This window comes from Achromobacter sp. 2789STDY5608615 (assembly GCF_001298995.1).
Lineage (GTDB): Bacteria > Pseudomonadota > Gammaproteobacteria > Burkholderiales > Burkholderiaceae_B > Achromobacter > Achromobacter insuavis.
Genome location: NZ_CYTY01000031.1, coordinates 49,721 through 66,180 on the forward strand (window position 1 = coordinate 49,721; position 16,460 = coordinate 66,180).

Here is a 16,460-nt window from a genome sequence, read left to right on the forward strand (position 1 = left end):
GGTTCAGTCGCCCAGCGGCAGCCGGTTGGGGCCGCCGCGGTGTTCGTCCAGCGCCAGCTTGATGCGGCGCAGGCGTTCGCGGTTCTCTTCTTGGTTCAGCATCGCCAGCTCGGTCGACAGCAGGTCGATCGCCAGCATCATGGCGTAGCGCGAGGCCGAGGGCTTGTAGATGAAGTCGGTTTCGTCGGTGCGGATCGGCAGCACCACGTCGGCCAGCTTGGCCAGTTCCGAGGTGGCGTCGGTGACGGCGACGATGCGGGCGCGGTACTGCTTGACGATGCGCGCCGCGCCGACGATTTCGGGCGTCAGGCCCGAGGCCGACAGGATCACCACGGCATCGCGCTCGTCGAGCGTGGCGGCCACCATGCGCAGCAGCACGGCGTCGCTGTAGACCGCGATCGGATAGCCCAGGCGCACCAGGCGCGATTGCACTTCCTGCGCCAGCACGGCCGAGGCGCCGCCCATGCCGAACACGTAGACCATGCGGGCGCCGTCGACGATGGCGGCGGCGGCCTCGAACAGCGGCTCGGTGAAGGTCGGCAGGTGGGCGCGCAGCGTGCTTTCGATGTCGGCGTAGATGCGCGCGTAGAACGTGCTTTCCTCGGCCGGCGTGCCCTGGTCCAGGAAGCGGCTGCCCACGGTGCTGGCCTGCGCCAGCTTCATCTTCAGGTCGCGGGTGTCGTCGCAGCCCACGGTGCGGGCAAAGCGCGAGATGGTGGCGATGCTGACGCCGGCCTTGGCCGCCAGCTGGTCCACGGTGGCGCTGGCGCTCCAGATGATGTTGTCCAGGATGGCGTCGGCGACCTTGCGCTCGGTCACGCTCAGGTCGTCCCGGCGGCTGCGTATCTGGAAGACGATGTCGCGGATGATGTTCATGTGGTGTTCCTGGATCGATGCGGGCGGGGCGCTACGCGGCCAGTTCGGGATCGCCGAGGCGCGAACAAGCCGCGAAATGGCCCGGGCCGACGTTGACGTCGCGCGCCTCGGTCGTGGCGCAGGCATCGATGGCGTGCGGGCAGCGGGTGCGGAAGACGCAACCCGACGGCGGGTTGACCGGGCTGGGGATGTCGCCCTTGAGCAGGATACGCGAACGCGGCGCGCGCGGATCCGGCACCGGCGCGGCCGACAGCAGCGCGCGGGTATAGGGATGGCGCGGCCGCGCGTAGACCTCGCTGGTCGGGCCGCGTTCCATGACGCGGCCCAGGTACATCACCACCACCTCGTCGCACAGGTAGTCGACCACGGCCAGGTCGTGCGCCACGAACAGCATGGTCAGGCCCAGGTCGCGCTGCAAGTCCTGCAGCAGGTTCAGCACCTGCGCCTGCACCGACACGTCCAGCGCCGAGACCGGTTCGTCGGCCACGATGAAGTCGGGCTCGACCGCCAGGGCGCGGGCGATGCCGATGCGCTGGCGCTGGCCGCCCGAGAACTCGTGCGGATAACGGCGGCTGTGATCGGCGTTCAGGCCGACGCGTTCCAGCAGTTCGCCGATGCGGGCCTCGCGGCGGTGCTGCGCGAGTCGATGGGTGTCGAGCGCCTCGCCCAGGATCTCGGCCACCGTCATGCGCGGGTTGAGGCTGGCGTAGGGGTCCTGGAACACGATCTGCATGCGGCGGCGCCACGGCAGCATCTCTTTTTCGGACAGCTTGGTGAGGTCCTGGCCGTCGAACAGCAGGCGGCCGGCGGTGGGCGCGAACAGGCGCAGCAGAGCGCGGCCGGTGGTGGTCTTGCCGGAACCGGACTCGCCCACCAGGCCGACGATGGTGTTGCGCGGCACGTCGAAGCTGACCCCGTCCACCGCCCGCACCACCGGCGCGTTGCGCGCCTGCGAGGTGGGGAAGTGGACCTTCAGGTCCTCGATGCGCACCAGCGGCTCGGCGGCGCGCGCGGGTTGGGGGCTTGCGGTCATAGCGGGGTCACCTTGATGCAGCGGGCGCGGTGCTGGTCCTGCACCGCCACCAGTTCGGGCACGTCGCGGCGGCAGCTGTCGTCGGCCTGCGCGCAGCGCGGCGCGAAGGTGCAGCCGGCCGGCAGCGACAGCACGCTCGGCACGTTGCCCGGGATGGCGCGCAGGCGCTCGCCCGAGGCCAGCAGCGCCGCGGTCGGCAGACAGGACAGCAGGCCGCGGGTGTAAGGATGGGTGGGTTTTTCGAACAGGTCGTAGACGCCGGCGTCCTCGACCACGCGGCCGGCGTACATCACCGCCACGCGATGCGCGATCTCGGCCACCACGCCCAGGTTGTGGGTGATGAACAGGATGCTCATGTTCATCTCGGCCTGCAGCCGGCGCAGCAGGTCCAGGATCTGGGCCTGCACCGTCACGTCCAGCGCGGTGGTGGGTTCGTCGGCGATCAGCACGGCCGGGTTGCAGGCCAGCGCCAGGGCGATCATGACGCGCTGGCGCATGCCGCCGGACATCTGGTGCGGATACTCGTTGACGCGCCGGTCGGCCGCAGGGATCTCGACGCGGTCGAGCATGTCGCGGGCGCGTTTCATGGCCGCCGCGTGCGAGCCGCCCTCGTGCTGCAGCACGGCCTCGGCGATCTGGTCGCCCACCGTGTACAGCGGGTTCAGGCTGGTCATCGGCTCCTGGAAGATCATGGCGATCTCGGCGCCGCGGATGCGGCGCAGCGTGGCCGGCGAGGCGTGGGCCAGGTCGTGTTCCTGGCCGCGGCGGTCGCGGAAACGGATCTTGCCCGCTTCGATGCGGCCGGCCGGCTTGGGCAGCAGGCCCATGATGGACAGGCTGGTGACGGACTTGCCGGAGCCGGATTCGCCGACGATGGCCAGCGTTTCGCCGCGGGCCAGGTCGAAGGTGACGCCGTCGACCGATTTGGCGACGCCGTCGCGGCTGTGGAACCAGGTCTTCAGGCCTTCCACCGACAGCACGATGTCTCGGGTGCTTGCGGTCATGATTACAGCTCCTTGCGCAGGCGCGGATCGAGCACGTCGCGCAGGCCGTCGCCGACCAGTTGCAGCGACAGCACCGACAGGACGATGGCGATGCCGGGGAAGATCATGATCCAATCGGCCGAGCCCATGTATTGCTGGCCGGCGTTGATCATGGTGCCCCAGGTGGGGATGTCGGGCGAGACGCCCACGCCGAGGAACGACAGGCCGGCTTCGGCCAGGATCGCGTAGGCGAAGATGAAGGTGCCTTGCACCAGGATCGGCGACAGCAGGTTGCGCAGCACGTGCACGGTGACGATGCGCCAGGTCGACACGCCCAGCGCGCGGGCGGCCTCGACGAACGGCAGCTCGCGGATCACCAGGGTCGAGGCGCGCACGATGCGGGCCAGGCGCGGCGTGTAGACGATGCCCAGCGCGATCACCACGTTCACCAGCGACGGCCCCAGCGCGGCCACCAGCGAGATCGCCAGCAGGATGTCGGGGAAGGCCATCATGGCGTCGATCAGGCGCGACACGAACTTGTCGGCCGAGCGGAAGAAGCCGGCGATCAGCCCCAGCGCGATGCCCAGCACGCTGGACACGATCACCACCGAGAAGCCGACCAGCAGCGACAGCCGGCCGCCATAGATGACGCGGCTGAACACGTCGCGGCCGAAGTCGTCGGTGCCGAACCAGTGCACGGCGCCGGGCGCCTTGAGGCGGTTCATGATGGACAGCTTGAACGGGTCGTAGGGGCTGACCCAGGGCGCCAGCAGCGCCGCGGCCACCAGCACGATCAGCACGATCAGGCTGATCAGCACGGTCTTGCGGGACACCAGCAGGCGCAACACCTGCCAGCGGTCCGCGCCGGCGTTAACGGTAGTTGGATTAGTCATTTCGGTCGTTTCGTTCGCAACACTTCCAAGCGGGGCCACCGCGGAGCCGGCTTTGCCGGGCCGCCCGTGGCGCCTCCTTGAGGGGGAGGCGCCGAAGGCGCGTCGAGGGTGGGTTCATCATCAGTAACGGACGCGCGGATCGACCAGCAGGTACAGCAGATCGATGAACAGGTTGATGAGCACGTAGATGGCCGCGATGATCAGCAGGGCGCCCTGGATGACGGGATAGTCGCGGCGCAGCACGGCCGACACCGCCAGGCTGCCCACGCCCGGCAGGCCGAACACGGTCTCGGTGACGACGGCGCCGCTGATCAGCAGGGCGGTGGTCAGGCCCAGCACCGTCAGGATCGGGATCAGCGCGTTGCGCACGGCGTGCTTCAGGATCACGCGGGTCTCGGTCAGGCCCTTGGCGCGCGCGGTGCGCACATAGTCGTCGCGCAGCACGTCCAGCATGCTGGCGCGGATGAAGCGGGTGATCAGCGCCGAGTTCACCAGCCCCAGCACCACCGCCGGCAGGATCAGGTGCGACACGCGCGTGGCGAACGAGGCGTCCGGGCCGCCATAGCCCGACACCGGCAGCCAGCCCAGCTTGACGGAGAACAGCTGCATCAGCAGCAGGCCCAGCCAGAAGCTCGGCACGCTGGAGGTGAACATCGAGAACGACAGCACCGACTGGTCCAGCGTGGTGCCGCGCTTGACCGCCGACAGGATGCCCACCGGCAACGCGATCAGCGTGGCGATGAACAGTGACATCAGCGTCAGCAGCAGGGTCGGCTCGGCGCGGTCGGCCAGCGCCGCCAGCACCGGCTTGTTCATGAAGATGGATTGGCCCAGGTCGCCCTGCGCCAGCTTGCCCAGCCATGACACGTATTGCACGGGCAGGGGGCGATCCAGCCCCAGCTGGTGTTCCAGCGCGGCGATGTCGGCCTGGCTGGCCTGGGGGCCGAGCATCACGGCGGCGGGGTTGCCGGGCGTGACGCGGATGATGACGAACACGATGGTCGCGACGATGAACATCACGGCCACCAGCCCGACCAGCCGGTTCAAGAGATAACGCAACACAGTGGCATCCTAAAGATCGGCGCGCCGACGCGGGCGCTGGGATGGCGGCGGGGCAGGCCGGCTCGGCCCGCCCCGCGGCGCGGCTTACTTCGGCGCCTTCCAGGCGTTCCAGAAGAACGGCCACGGTGCCGGCTTGACGCCTTGCAGCGACGGCGAACGGGCGGCCTGCGCATTGAAGTCGCCGACCTTCACGAACGGCACTTCGTCATACACGGCCTGCTGCACGTCGGCCCAGCGCTTGACGCGCTCTTCCTGGGTGCGGGCCTGGTTGAAGGCATCCATCACCTGCGCGCGGCGCGGCGTGTCCCACCAGCCCGGCGCGTCCTTGGACGGGAAGTCGATCAGCGCGGGCTCGGGCAGGAACACGCTGTGGGTGATGAAGATGTCCCACACGGCCGGATCCTGGCGGCGCTGCGTCAGCGTGGCCCAGTCCACCACCTGCATGTCCACCGTGAAGCCGGCGGCCTTCAGGTATTCCGCGGCCACCAGCGCCATCTTGTAGTGGAACTCGTACTGCTGGCTGGTCAGGATGCGGATCTTCTTGTCGGCCACGTTGGCGCTGTCCAGCAGCTTCTTGGCCGCGGCGGCGTCGCCCTTGTTGTAGACCTTGCCGCCCAGCGACGTGGCCCACGGGTAGCCTTCCGGATAGAGGTCGCCGTTGAGCTTGTAGAAGTCCTTGTTGCCGAAGGCGGCGTACAGCATGTCCTCTTCGTTCAGCGCCAGCTGCACGGCCTGGCGCACCGCCAGGTTGGACATGATGCCCTGCTTGGTGTTGAGCACCAGGCGCGGCCAGCCGAAGGGCTTGAGCATCACCGGGTCGGAGCGGCCGCCCTTGAGCTTGTCCAGCGCTTCCACCGGCAGCGAGTCGACGTAATCGAACTGGCCCGCGGCGGCGGCTTCGGAGCGGGTGTTGGCGTTGCCGACCGGCACGAAGCGGATCTCGTCCAGGTATTGCTTGCGCGCGCCGCCGTAGCCGTCGGGCTCGCCTTCGCGCTGCTTGTAGCCCTCGAAACGGGTCAGCTGGATGTACTGGTCCGGCACGCGCGCCTTGAGCTGGTAGGGGCCGGTGCCGACGATCTCGGTCAGCACCGGGGCAATCTTGCCCTTGGGCATGATCACGGCGGCGGCGTTGTTCATGGCCAGCAGCGCGGTCAGCGGCGCGAAGGGCTGCTTGAGCGTGATGCGGATGGTGTTGGCGTCGGGGGCCTCGATGTTGGCGATGACCTTGGCGGCCATCTTGCCGCGCGTGGCGGTCTCGGTCCAGCGCTTGAGCGAGGCCAGCACGTCCGACGAATCCATCTTGGAGCCGTCATGGAAGGTGATGCCCTGGCGCAGCGCGATGGTGTAGACCAGGCCGTCCGGCGTCACGTCCGGCATCTTGTCGGCCAGCAGCGGCGTCAGGTTCCACTTGGCGTCGAAGGTGTACAGCGTTTCGAAGAAGTGCTGGGTCAGGATGCCCACCAGGTCGGCGGTGCTGCTCATCGGGTCGAGCGTCGGCGGCTCGCCGATGGTGGCGACGGAAATCGTGCCTCCCTTGACCGGCGTGGCACAGAGGGCGGGGGTCGACAATGCGGTCAAGCCAATTGCGCCGGCCGCGAGCAGGCTCTTCAGCCCACCGCCTCGCCGGGAGGTACGGAAGTTCATGATTCTCTCTCCAGAGGGTCAAAAACAGGTTGTCGCGTAATTCGGAAAAGGCGCCGGGTGCCCGAGTGCTGTCTTGCCCCCCCGGGACGTGGGGCTTGTTCGTATCGCAAGGGAGCCGCGCGCGGGGCACGCGGGTGCGGCGGTCAGAAGAAGGTGTCGGCCACGTCGATGACGCGGTACTGCTCGTCCACCAGCAGCACCTGGCGCCACTTGTCGAACGTCAGGCAGGGGTGGGAGGTGTCGAAAGCGATCATGTCGCCGACCTGGATGTCGTCCGCGTCGCCGATCTGCATGAAGGCGTGCTGGTCCATCATGGCGGTGAGCTTCCAGTGCGCCGGCGCGGCGCCGGGAGCGCCGTCCTGGCCGGGGCGATGGCGCAGCGACGGCGTCGGCAGGCCCGCATCGAAGGCGGCGTCGCGCTTGCCCAGGGCCACGATGGCGCGGCCCGGCTCCGGCAGCGACTGCACGTAGGCCCAGACCTGCAGCGCGGGCTGCAGGCCCGGCTCCATCTTGTGGGCCACCGGGTTGTGGGCGTTGATGCGCTCGGCGGCCGAGCGGTAGACGCCGACGTCGTGCGACAGGTAACAGCCCGGACGCAGCACGATTTCCAGCGGCGCGCCGATGTCCAGTTGCGAGAATTCCTCGGCCACCGCGTCGAACCAGGCCGAACCGGCGCCGGAGATCAGGGCGGGGCCGTGCTTGCGCAGGCGGCCGGCGGTCGCCAGGCCGCGCAGCGCGTCGGTGGCGCGGCGCAGGAAGGCGCGGATCGCGCTTTCCTCCTGCAGCACGCCTTCGTAGACTTCGATGCCGGCCAGCGCCAGGCCGGGCCAGCGGCCGATTTCCTCGACCACGGCCTGCAATTGCGCGTCGTCGCGCACGCCGGTGCGGCCGCCGGTCGGGCCCAGTTCGATCAGCACCGGCAGCACCAGGCCCTGTTCGCCGAAATAGCGGCCCAGCTGGGCGGCGTTGGCGGCCGAGTCGACGATGCAGAAATAGGTGAATGCCGGATCGCGCAGCAGGTTGGCGATCAGCGCCATGTTGGCGCGGCCGACCAGCTGGTTGGCCATCAGCACCCGGCGGATGCCGTGGTTGTAGGCCGCCACCACCTGCGGCGCCGTGGCCAGGGTGATGCCCCAGGCGCCGTTGTCGATCTGGCGCTGGAACAGCGCCGGGCTCATGGTGGTCTTGCCGTGCGGCGCCAGCTTGACGCGGTACGCCTCCATGAAGCGCTGCATCCATTGCAGGTTGTGGCGCACGCGGGCCTCGTACAGCACTGCCACCGGCAGGCTGACGTCCTCGGCCAGCAGGTTCCAGTTCAGCGCCGCCACGTCGGCGTTGGTACAGGAGGCGGGAAACGCGCCCAGGCCCTTGCCGTTGACGTCCAGGGGGGGGGCTGCGGTGATCGAGGATTGGGGCATGGCGGGCGCTCGTGGCTGGAAAATATTTACGTCAAATCCGTTTTTTTTCATTATCGTGAAAGAAATTTACAAGCGGGAGTTGGGAGTTACCCGTAGTCGGCGCTTGCCGTGGCGGTCGGCGGCCGTCGACCGCCAGGCGATCCGGCAGGCCGCTGCCCTCTCGCGGCCATTGGCGCGACAATAGGAAATCCGCGGCGCTGCCTGTTTGCCGCCCCACACAAGGAAGAGTCATGCTGAAAGTCGCTTTGGGCCAGTTCGCCGTCAGCCGCGTCTGGGAAGAAAACGCCCAGGTCTGCGTCGATCTCATGGCGCGCGCCCGCGAGGGCGGCGCCGGCCTGCTGGTGCTGCCCGAGGGCATCCTGGCGCGCGACATCACCGACCCGCAGATCGTGCTGAAGGCCGCCCAGCCGCTGGACGGCCCCTTCATGACGCGCCTGCTCGAAGCCAGCCGCGGCTCGTCGCTGGCCACCATGATGTGCGTGCACGTGCCGACCGGCGACGGCCGGGTCTGGAACACCCTGGTCACGCTGCAGGACGGCCGCATCGTGTCGCAGTACCGCAAGCTGCACCTGTACGACGCCTTCACCATGAAGGAATCCACCAACGTCACGCCCGGCAACGACATTCCGCCGCTGCTGGAGATCGGCGGCCTGAAGGTCGGCCTGATGACCTGCTACGACGTGCGTTTCCCCGAGCTGGCCCGGCGCCTGGCGCTGGACGGCGCCGACCTGCTGGCGCTGCCGGCGGCCTGGGTGCGCGGTCCGTTGAAGGAAAAACACTGGGAAGTGCTGGTGACGGCGCGCGCGCTGGAAAACACCTGCCATGTCGCCGCCACCGGCGAGTGCGGCGAACGCAATATCGGCTGCAGCATGGTGGTGGATCCGCTGGGCGTGGTCACCGCCCAGGCCGGCGAGGCCCCGGCGCTGGTGTTCGCCGACATCGATCTCGAGCGCCTGGCGCATGCCCGCAAGGTGCTGCCGGTGCTGGCCAACCGCCGTTTTTCCACGCCGGAACTGGCCTGAGGCGCGGGTTTTCCGAGGGGGCGGCGGGCAGGGCCGCCCGCGTCGGCTTCCGGTCCGGTCGACGGGGGCGCGGGGCGGCCGGACATGTTGTAATACTGGCTTGATTTTCTTGCCGTCTTCCCTCATCTGCTGCCAATGAGCAACGATCTCTTCGCGGCCGATCCCGCCCATCGGCCCTACGTGCCCCTGGCCGAGCGCCTGCGTCCGCGCACGCTGGCCGACGTCGTCGGCCAGTCGCACCTGCTGGGGCCGGACAAGCCGCTGCGCGTGGCGTTCGAGTCGGGCCGTCCGCACTCCATGATCTTCTGGGGCCCGCCGGGCGTGGGCAAGACCACGCTGGCGCGCCTCATGGCCGACGGCTTCGACGCCCAGTTCATCGCCATTTCCGCCGTGCTGGGCGGCGTCAAGGACATCCGCGACGCGGTCACGGTGGCGCAGGTGGCGCAGGGCCAGGGCCGCCGCACCATCCTGTTCGTCGACGAGGTGCACCGCTTCAACAAGGCGCAGCAGGACGCGTTCCTGCCCTACGTCGAAAGCGGGCTGTTCACCTTCATCGGCGCGACCACCGAGAACCCTTCGTTCGAGGTCAATTCGGCGCTGCTGTCGCGCGCCCGCGTCTACGTGCTGCAGTCGCTCACGCCTGAAGAGCTGCAGCAACTGGTCGACCGCGCCATCACCGCGTTCAACGAAGGCCACGACGAAGGCGCCCGCATCCTCATCGACGCCGACGCGCGCGAGCAGCTGGCGGCCTGGGCCGACGGCGACGCGCGCCGCCTGATCAGCGCGGTCGAGGTGGTGGCCGAATCGGCGCAGGCCGCCGGCCGCGACACGGTCGACGCGGCCTGGCTGGAGATCTCGCTGTCGCAGAACCTGCGGCGCTTCGACAAGGGCGGCGACGCCTTCTACGACCAGATCAGCGCGCTGCACAAGTCGGTGCGCGGCTCCAATCCCGACGCCGCGCTGTACTGGTTCTGCCGCATGATCGACGGCGGCGCCGATCCCAAGTACCTGTCGCGCCGGCTGGTGCGCATGGCGGTCGAGGATATCGGCCTGGCCGACCCGCGCGCCACCGACCTGGCGGTCAATGGCGCCGACATCTACGAACGACTGGGGTCGCCCGAGGGCGAGCTGGCGCTGGCGCAGGCGGTGGTCTACATGGCCTGCGCGGCCAAGTCCAACGCCGTCTACAACGCCTACAACCAGGCGCGCAAATTCGCCGCCGAACACGGCAGCGCGCCGGTGCCGATCCACCTGCGCAACGCGCCCACCAAGTTGATGAAACAATTGGGCCATGGCAAGGCCTATCGCTATGCCCACGACGAGCCGCATGGCTACGCCGCGGGCGAGCAATATTTCCCCGATGGGCTCAAGCCTTCCTTCTACCGGCCGACCGATCGCGGCCTGGAGGCTAAAATCCAGCAGAAGTTGGCATTTCTGCGCGAGCTGGACGCGGAAGAACGTGCCAAGAAACGGTAACGGGCCGCGCCCGTTGCTTCCCGCAATCTCACCGACATCACCATGCTAGACCCGATACTGCTGCGCAAAGACCTGCAAACCGTCGTAGACCGCCTCAAGAGCCGTGGCGTGTCCTTCGACACGGAACGGTTCAACGAGCTGGAGTCTCGCCGCAAGGCGGTCCAGACCGAAACCGAATCCCTGCAAGCCCGCCGCAACGCGCTGGCCAAGCAGATCGGTCAGCTCAAGGCCAAGGGCGAGGATGCCAGCGCCGTCATGGCCGAATCGCAGGCCGTGCCCGAGCGCCTGAAGCAGCTGGAAGAAGCGCTGGCCGCCCTGCAGCAGCCGCTCAACGAGCTGCTCATGTCGGTGCCGAACCTGCCGCACGCCAGCGTGCCGCTGGGCGAATCCGCCGACGACAACGTCGAAGTGCGCCGCTGGCTGCCCGCCGCGGCCGGCGCCGACGGCAACCCGCCGGCGCTGCCGTTCGAGGCGCGCGACCACGTCGCCCTCGGCGAACCGCTGGGCCTGGACTTCGACATGGCCGCCAAGCTGTCGGGCGCGCGCTTCTCGTTCATGCGCGGCCCGATCGCGCGCCTGCACCGCGCGCTGTCGCAGTTCATGCTTGACCTGCAGACCGGCACGCACGGCTACACCGAGTGCTACACCCCGTACATCGTCAACGCCTCGACGCTCTACGGCACCGGCCAGCTGCCCAAGTTCAAGGACGACATGTTCGCCGTGTCCAAGGGCGGCGGCGACGACGATCCCAAGGTCGACGAGCACGGCAAGCCCTTCGTGCGTGAAGACCAGTACCTGATCTCCACCTCGGAAATCACGCTGACCAGCGTGGCCCGCGACACCATCCAGGCCGCCGCCGACCTGCCGCTCAAGCTCACCGCCCACACGCCGTGCTTCCGTTCCGAAGCAGGCAGCGGCGGCCGCGACACGCGCGGCATGATCCGCCAGCACCAGTTCGACAAGGTCGAAATGGTGCAGATCACGCAGCCGGACCAGTCCTACGAGGCGCTGGAAGACATGGTCGGCCACGCCGAGCGCGTCCTGCAGCTGCTGGGGCTGCCGTACCGCGTGGTGTTGCTGTGCACCGGCGACATGGGCTTCGGTTCGGCCAAGACCTACGATCTGGAAGTCTGGCTGCCGGCGCAGAACACCTGGCGCGAGATTTCGTCGGTGTCCAACTGCGAGACCTTCCAGGCCCGCCGCATGCAGGCGCGTTTCCGCAATGCCCAGGGCAAGCCGGAATACGTGCACACGCTGAACGGTTCCGGCCTGGCCGTGGGCCGCGCGCTGGTGGCCGTGCTGGAAAACCACCAGCAGGCCGACGGCAGCATCCTGGTGCCGGAGGCGCTGCAGCCCTACATGGGCGGCCTGACGGTATTGAAGCCCTGACGCCGATACCGCGCGCAATGAAAAACGGAGCCCTCGGGCTCCGTTTTTTATTGCCGCCGCGAGGGCGGCACGCTGCTTGCTGATAACGCAAGTCGGCCACAAGGCGGATGGCGGGATAATCCGCCTTATTTATGATCGAGACATAATTCTGTCGTCTCGAGAGATTATCTTCACGACCTGAGTGCTTGATTTTGATGTGAGCAATTGTGTATTTTCAATAAAAGGGCCGGATAGTTCGGCACAATACACCTGCGTTCGACACGCATCATTCACTTATATAACAAGGAGTTGTCCATGACTTCAAGAATGATTGGAGATTTTCGTGTGAGATGCTCTGTGGCTCAGGATGACGAGCAGGGCTTTCGGGTGCAGATATGGACCCGCCGCGTAGGCGGAACCGCACCGGAAAAATGCTGGACCGTGCCGGGACAGGCGCCGTTCGCCAGCTTGCACGAAGCCGAGCAGGAGAGTCGGCAGTTGTTTGAAGAAATCAATGGTGTTCGTTTCAACGGTGAACCGGAGTTTGCTCATGCGTCCGCATAATGGCTGGTGGCGGGCCTCCAGCGCCCCGCGCCGCTGGATTGACCTCGTTCAGGAATCGTCGCGTTGGGCCGCGGGCAAGCCCGCCCCGGCGCCGCAACAACCGCCGGCCGTCGTGGCTGGCAAATCCGTTCAGGTCCCCGCGGCCTGACCCGCTTTCCGCGGCGTACCGGAAATTACGCCGCAGAAAAAAAGGCCACTCGAAGGAGTGGCCTTTGTCTTTCAGGGCGCCGGCATGACTGGCCCGGCGCGGAGCGATCAGCGGTGCCAGCCGCCGCGGCCGTGGTAGTAGCCCGGGCCGGGGCCGCGCCAGTAGCCGCCATGGTGGCCCCAGTAGCCGCCGCCGCGGATGTAGACCGGCGCCGGGTACACCACCGGGGGCGCGACGTACACGGGCGCCGGGCGGTAGTAGACCGGGGGCGGGGGCGCATAGACGGGCGCCGGCGCCACGTAGACGGGCGCGGGCGCCGCATAGACCGGCGCCGGGTACACGACCCCGGGGACGCCGATCGAGATGCCGACGTCGACGCGGGCCAACGCGACGCTGGAGATCAGCAGGCCGGCGACACCGGCCCCAGCGATTAGCCATTTTTTCATGTTGCACCTGCCTACTGCGTTATGCAGCAAAGTTGAGTATTCCGTTGAGGCTATTTTCGGTCTTTTCGGATCGGCGTGGGTAAATGACCGTCCCTCAATAGCGACAATCCGCAACGGTTGCGGATGCGTTGCGGGCCCGCATGCTGCGGCGCGGCAGGCGGATTCCACTCTGGTAAACCCTCGGCTGAAATCGACTGAAATAAGGTGGAATGCGGTGAAGTACGGCGGCCAGGTTACAGCTGCTCACCATCGCCGCCGCCAAGTTCCCTGCAGGCAACACCGGTACGCCTGCGCCAGGCGGCCAATGCGCCAGCCACGCCGCCTGCGGGCTGTCCAGCGTCGACGCTACCTAGTTTTCGTCCGGTTGCTGACAGCGGAATTCGACCACCCAGACCCACGGATTGGCGGCCCAGGCGTGCGCGCCGTAGCGCTCGCACCAGGTCAAGGCAAACGCTGTTTGCAAGGGCGCGCCTGGCAACAGCGCCGAGGCGTGATAAAGCGCTTGTGTGCCTTCGGCGCGCGCGTCGGCGTCCGACAGCTTTTGCAGGCGCTGGATGCGCACGCCGACGATGACCGCGTTGGCAAAAGGCTTGCCGGACTCGTCTTCGAGGGTGATGCTGTCTCCGGATTTACCATAGGGGCAACTGACCCAGGGAGAGGTCTTGCGCATTTCGCTCGATCCTTCCCGGACCGGACCCATGGCGACCCACTTGCCAGAGTCCGCAGCGTCGGCGTACCAGGCGGTCGTCGGTTTGGAGGGCTGCGGCTTGACGATGCGGCGGGTCTGCACCTTGGCGCCATCCAGGATGGCTTGCTTGAGCGGCTCGCTGAATTGGAGTGCCTGCCTTTTCATACCTGTGTTGTTCCCCTCGCGATCGACGCTTGCATACCCAAGGTTCTGCGGCCGAGTCGACGCGTGCCAACATGGCGGGCTCCGGAAGCCTCGCATGGAACAGTATGACGCGTCGCTGGCGCCATGTCAGGCAAAGGGTTACTTGTGTGTCTTTTTGAATACGTCGCAAGGATGTTTGTATACTCGACGCATGAATACTGACCTGCACGATCTCAAGCCCGGTTACTACTGGTACACCATGGCCAATGACCCGCTGGCCGTCATCCATATCCACGACGACGGTGGCGCCACGTTGATGGGCACCGACTATCGCCTGGGCGCCGAAGGCGTGGCGGACATGATCCGCCAGGGCCAGCGCTTCTTCTGGATCGAACCGCCCCAGCAAGGCTGAACGGACGCCGCCGCGTGCCGGCGGCGCCGGATACCTCCATGACCGACATGCTGTTAAACAACGTTCGCCTGCCCGATGGCGCGGCGGTCGACGTGCTGATTTCTGGCGACCGTATCGCCGGCATCGGCCCCAACCTGCAGGCGCCGCCCGATGTGGCGCGCGAGCAGGGCGGCGGCGCGCTGCTGCTGCCCGGCCTGGTGGAAGGCCACACCCATCTGGACAAGACCACCTGGGATTCGCCGTGGTACGTGAACCAGGTGGGGCCGGCGCTGACCGACCGCATCGACAACGAACGGGCCTGGCGCGCCGCCAGCGGCCATGACGCGGCCAGCCATGCTCGCGCGCTGGCGCTGGCCTTCCTGCGCGAGGGCGCCACCCGCATCCGCAGCCACGTCGATGTCGACACCGACGCCGGCCTGCGCCATCTGGACGGCGTGCACGCCACCCGCGAGGCCCTGGCCGGCCTGGTCGAGATCCAGACCGTGGCGTTTCCGCAGTCGGGCCTGCTGGTTCGGCCCGGCACCGCCGCCTTGCTGGATGCGGGCTTGGCCGCGGGCGCCGACGTGCTGGGCGGACTGGACCCCTGTGCCATCGACCGCGACCCGGCGCAATCGCTGGACGTGCTGTTCGGGCTGGCGGAAAAGCATGGCAAACCCCTCGATATCCACCTGCACGAGCCGGGCGACCTGGGCGCCTTCTCGCTCGACCTGATCCTGGACCGCGTGCAGGCGCTGGACATGCGCGGCCGCGTGGTCGTCAGCCACGCCTTCTGCCTGGGCGGCGTTGACGCCAAGCGGCTGGACGGCCTGCTCAAGCGCCTGGCCGCGCTGGATGTGGCGCTGCTGACCACGGCGCCGCCGTCGCGTCCTGTGCCGGCGCTGCGCGCCTGTCGCGAGGCCGGCGTGACGCTGTTCGGCGGCAACGACGGCATCCGCGATACCTGGACGCCTTACGGCAGCCCCGACATGCTGGCGCGCGCCATGATGATCGGCCTGCGCAACGACCTGCGCCGCGATGACGAGATCGGCTGGGCCTTCGACTGCGTCAGCGCCGCCGCGGCGCGCGCCTGTGGCTTCGCGGACTACGGGCTGGCGCCTGGCGCCCGCGCCGACCTGGTGCTGGTGGCGGCCAGCGGCGTGGCCGAAGCCGTGGCGCAGCGCGCGCCGCGTCGCCTGGTGATCTCTGGCGGCAAGGTGGTGGCGCGCAACGGCCAACTGAGGGCCGACCTGGCGGCATAAGGCGCGGCGGCCCCTGGCCGCATGCATGCCGCGCGGGCCGGTCAGCGCTCCGCCGCCTGGCGTTCCGCCATCTCCACGAACACCCGCATCAATTCCGAGCGCACGCCCGAGCGCGGCCAGATCGCGCCGACGCTGCGCGCCGGACAGGGGCCCGGCAGCGGCCAGCGCCTGACCGGGGCGGACGCGCCCGTGGTGGCCCAGTCCGGCAGCAGCGCCACGCCCAATCCCTCCGACACCAGCTTGGCGATCGAGTCGATGCCGTCCAGCTCGAAGCGCACGTGCGGCCGCAGGTCGCGGGCGCGCAGGTAGTCGTCGGCCATGCGGCCGCCCACTACGCTGCGGTCGTAGCGGATATAGGGCTCGCGCGCGATCACCGCCAGCGGGTCGGGCACCACCATGTCGGCAGGCGTCACCAGCACCAGCGGCTCGCGCCGCAGGTCGCGCCAGACGCAGGACTTGGGCAGCGCGAACAGCGGGTGCACCAGCAGCGCGCCGTCCAGTTCGCCGGCCAGCACCTTGCTGTAGAGCAGGGTGGTGGGCGCCGGCTCGATATAGATCTCGATGTGGGGATGGCGCGCCGCCCAGGTGCGCAGCACCGGCGGCATGATGCCGGTCAGCGCCGTGGGCGTGGCGCCCAGGCGCAAGGGGCCGGCCGGCAGGTCGGACTCGGTGGCCGCCGAGCGCAGGTCGCGCAGATCGCGCAGCACGTTGCGGGCGCGTTCCAGGATGCGAGTGCCGGCCGCGGTCGGCTTGACCGTGCGGCCCGAGCGCGCGATCAGCGCGCTGCCCATGTCCGCTTCCAGCGCGCGCAGGCGCTGCTGCACGGTGGCCGGCGTCAGCCCCTGGTGGCGCGCGGCCTGCGCGATCGAGCCCAGCTCCACCACGTGCACATAGGTCTGCAGGAATCTCGAATCCATCGTCTGGCGCCCTGGGAAGATGTTTTTTCCATATTCTAAATATGGATCAAGATAATTGTTTGTTTCTTTGGCGGCGGCAAGAATGCGCTTGAGCGTTGCGCCGGCGCAAGGCGCGCCGGCAGCGCAAC

General features: G+C 68.2%; 16 protein-coding genes. 6 read left to right on the plus strand and 10 right to left on the minus strand.

The window, feature by feature from the left end:
- Nucleotides 1-3: 3 nt before the first annotated feature.
- The 7 genes from AOZ49_RS23165 to AOZ49_RS23195 form a co-directional block, all read right to left on the minus strand.
- Nucleotides 4-876, minus strand: coding sequence for a MurR/RpiR family transcriptional regulator (locus AOZ49_RS23165; RefSeq protein ID WP_054433037.1), 873 nt, complete (start codon nucleotides 874-876; stop codon nucleotides 4-6).
- A 31-nt stretch (nucleotides 877-907) separates the two neighbouring features.
- Nucleotides 908-1,909: an ABC transporter ATP-binding protein gene (locus AOZ49_RS23170; protein ID WP_054433040.1), complete on the minus strand. Its 1,002-nt coding sequence runs from the start codon at nucleotides 1,907-1,909 to the stop codon at nucleotides 908-910.
- Nucleotides 1,906-2,913, minus strand: a complete 1,008-nt coding sequence (locus AOZ49_RS23175; RefSeq protein ID WP_054433042.1) for an ABC transporter ATP-binding protein — start codon at nucleotides 2,911-2,913, stop codon at nucleotides 1,906-1,908. The genes AOZ49_RS23170 and AOZ49_RS23175 overlap by 4 nt, the downstream gene beginning before the upstream one ends.
- A gap of 2 nt (nucleotides 2,914-2,915) precedes the next feature.
- Complete coding sequence (locus AOZ49_RS23180; protein ID WP_054433045.1) at nucleotides 2,916-3,785, minus strand: ABC transporter permease; 870 nt, start codon at nucleotides 3,783-3,785, stop codon at nucleotides 2,916-2,918.
- A 120-nt stretch (nucleotides 3,786-3,905) separates the two neighbouring features.
- The gene (locus AOZ49_RS23185) at nucleotides 3,906-4,847 is read right to left on the minus strand and encodes an ABC transporter permease (protein WP_054477971.1); all 942 of its coding nucleotides are present in this window, start codon (nucleotides 4,845-4,847) and stop codon (nucleotides 3,906-3,908) included.
- An 84-nt stretch (nucleotides 4,848-4,931) separates the two neighbouring features.
- Nucleotides 4,932-6,491 (minus strand): ABC transporter substrate-binding protein, encoded by a 1,560-nt coding sequence (locus AOZ49_RS23190; protein ID WP_054477973.1) that lies wholly within the window; start codon nucleotides 6,489-6,491, stop codon nucleotides 4,932-4,934.
- 143 nt (nucleotides 6,492-6,634) lie between these two features.
- Nucleotides 6,635-7,909: an amino acid deaminase gene (locus AOZ49_RS23195; protein ID WP_054477974.1), complete on the minus strand. Its 1,275-nt coding sequence runs from the start codon at nucleotides 7,907-7,909 to the stop codon at nucleotides 6,635-6,637.
- A gap of 230 nt (nucleotides 7,910-8,139) precedes the next feature.
- Between AOZ49_RS23195 and AOZ49_RS23200 the strand changes: the two genes are divergently transcribed.
- The 4 genes from AOZ49_RS23200 (at nucleotide 8,140) to AOZ49_RS31925 (ending at nucleotide 12,339) form a co-directional block, all read left to right on the plus strand.
- A complete protein-coding gene (locus tag AOZ49_RS23200; RefSeq protein WP_082380554.1) occupies nucleotides 8,140-8,931 on the plus strand; it encodes a deaminated glutathione amidase in 792 nt (263 codons plus the stop codon).
- A 135-nt stretch (nucleotides 8,932-9,066) separates the two neighbouring features.
- On the plus strand, nucleotides 9,067-10,407 hold the full coding sequence (locus AOZ49_RS23205) for a replication-associated recombination protein A (RefSeq protein WP_054433052.1): 1,341 nt from the start codon (nucleotides 9,067-9,069) through the stop codon (nucleotides 10,405-10,407).
- Between the two features lie 42 nt (nucleotides 10,408-10,449).
- The gene (gene serS, locus AOZ49_RS23210) at nucleotides 10,450-11,796 is read left to right on the plus strand and encodes a serine--tRNA ligase (protein WP_054433054.1); all 1,347 of its coding nucleotides are present in this window, start codon (nucleotides 10,450-10,452) and stop codon (nucleotides 11,794-11,796) included.
- Nucleotides 11,797-12,090: 294 nt separating this feature from the next.
- Nucleotides 12,091-12,339, plus strand: a complete 249-nt coding sequence (locus tag AOZ49_RS31925; protein ID WP_082380555.1) for a hypothetical protein — start codon at nucleotides 12,091-12,093, stop codon at nucleotides 12,337-12,339.
- 255 nt (nucleotides 12,340-12,594) lie between these two features.
- Here the strand turns inward: AOZ49_RS31925 and AOZ49_RS23215 are convergent, their stop codons facing one another.
- Entirely contained in the window at nucleotides 12,595-12,933 is a 339-nt protein-coding gene (locus AOZ49_RS23215; RefSeq protein ID WP_054433055.1) for a virulence factor, read from the minus strand.
- Nucleotides 12,934-13,282: 349 nt separating this feature from the next.
- Nucleotides 13,283-13,786, minus strand: a complete 504-nt coding sequence (locus AOZ49_RS23220; protein WP_054477976.1) for an ASCH domain-containing protein — start codon at nucleotides 13,784-13,786, stop codon at nucleotides 13,283-13,285.
- Nucleotides 13,787-13,976: 190 nt separating this feature from the next.
- Here AOZ49_RS23220 and AOZ49_RS23225 point away from each other — a divergent pair, with 190 nt between their 5' ends.
- Nucleotides 13,977-14,177 carry a hypothetical protein gene (locus tag AOZ49_RS23225; RefSeq protein ID WP_054433060.1) on the plus strand — a complete coding sequence of 67 codons (201 nt, stop codon included), beginning with the start codon at nucleotides 13,977-13,979 and terminating at the stop codon, nucleotides 14,175-14,177.
- 38 nt (nucleotides 14,178-14,215) lie between these two features.
- Nucleotides 14,216-15,415 (plus strand): amidohydrolase family protein, encoded by a 1,200-nt coding sequence (locus AOZ49_RS23230; RefSeq protein WP_054477978.1) that lies wholly within the window; start codon nucleotides 14,216-14,218, stop codon nucleotides 15,413-15,415.
- A gap of 41 nt (nucleotides 15,416-15,456) precedes the next feature.
- Here AOZ49_RS23230 and AOZ49_RS23235 read toward each other — a convergent pair whose 3' ends face one another.
- A complete protein-coding gene (locus AOZ49_RS23235; RefSeq protein ID WP_054433063.1) occupies nucleotides 15,457-16,332 on the minus strand; it encodes a LysR family transcriptional regulator in 876 nt (291 codons plus the stop codon).
- Nucleotides 16,333-16,460 lie beyond the last annotated feature (128 nt).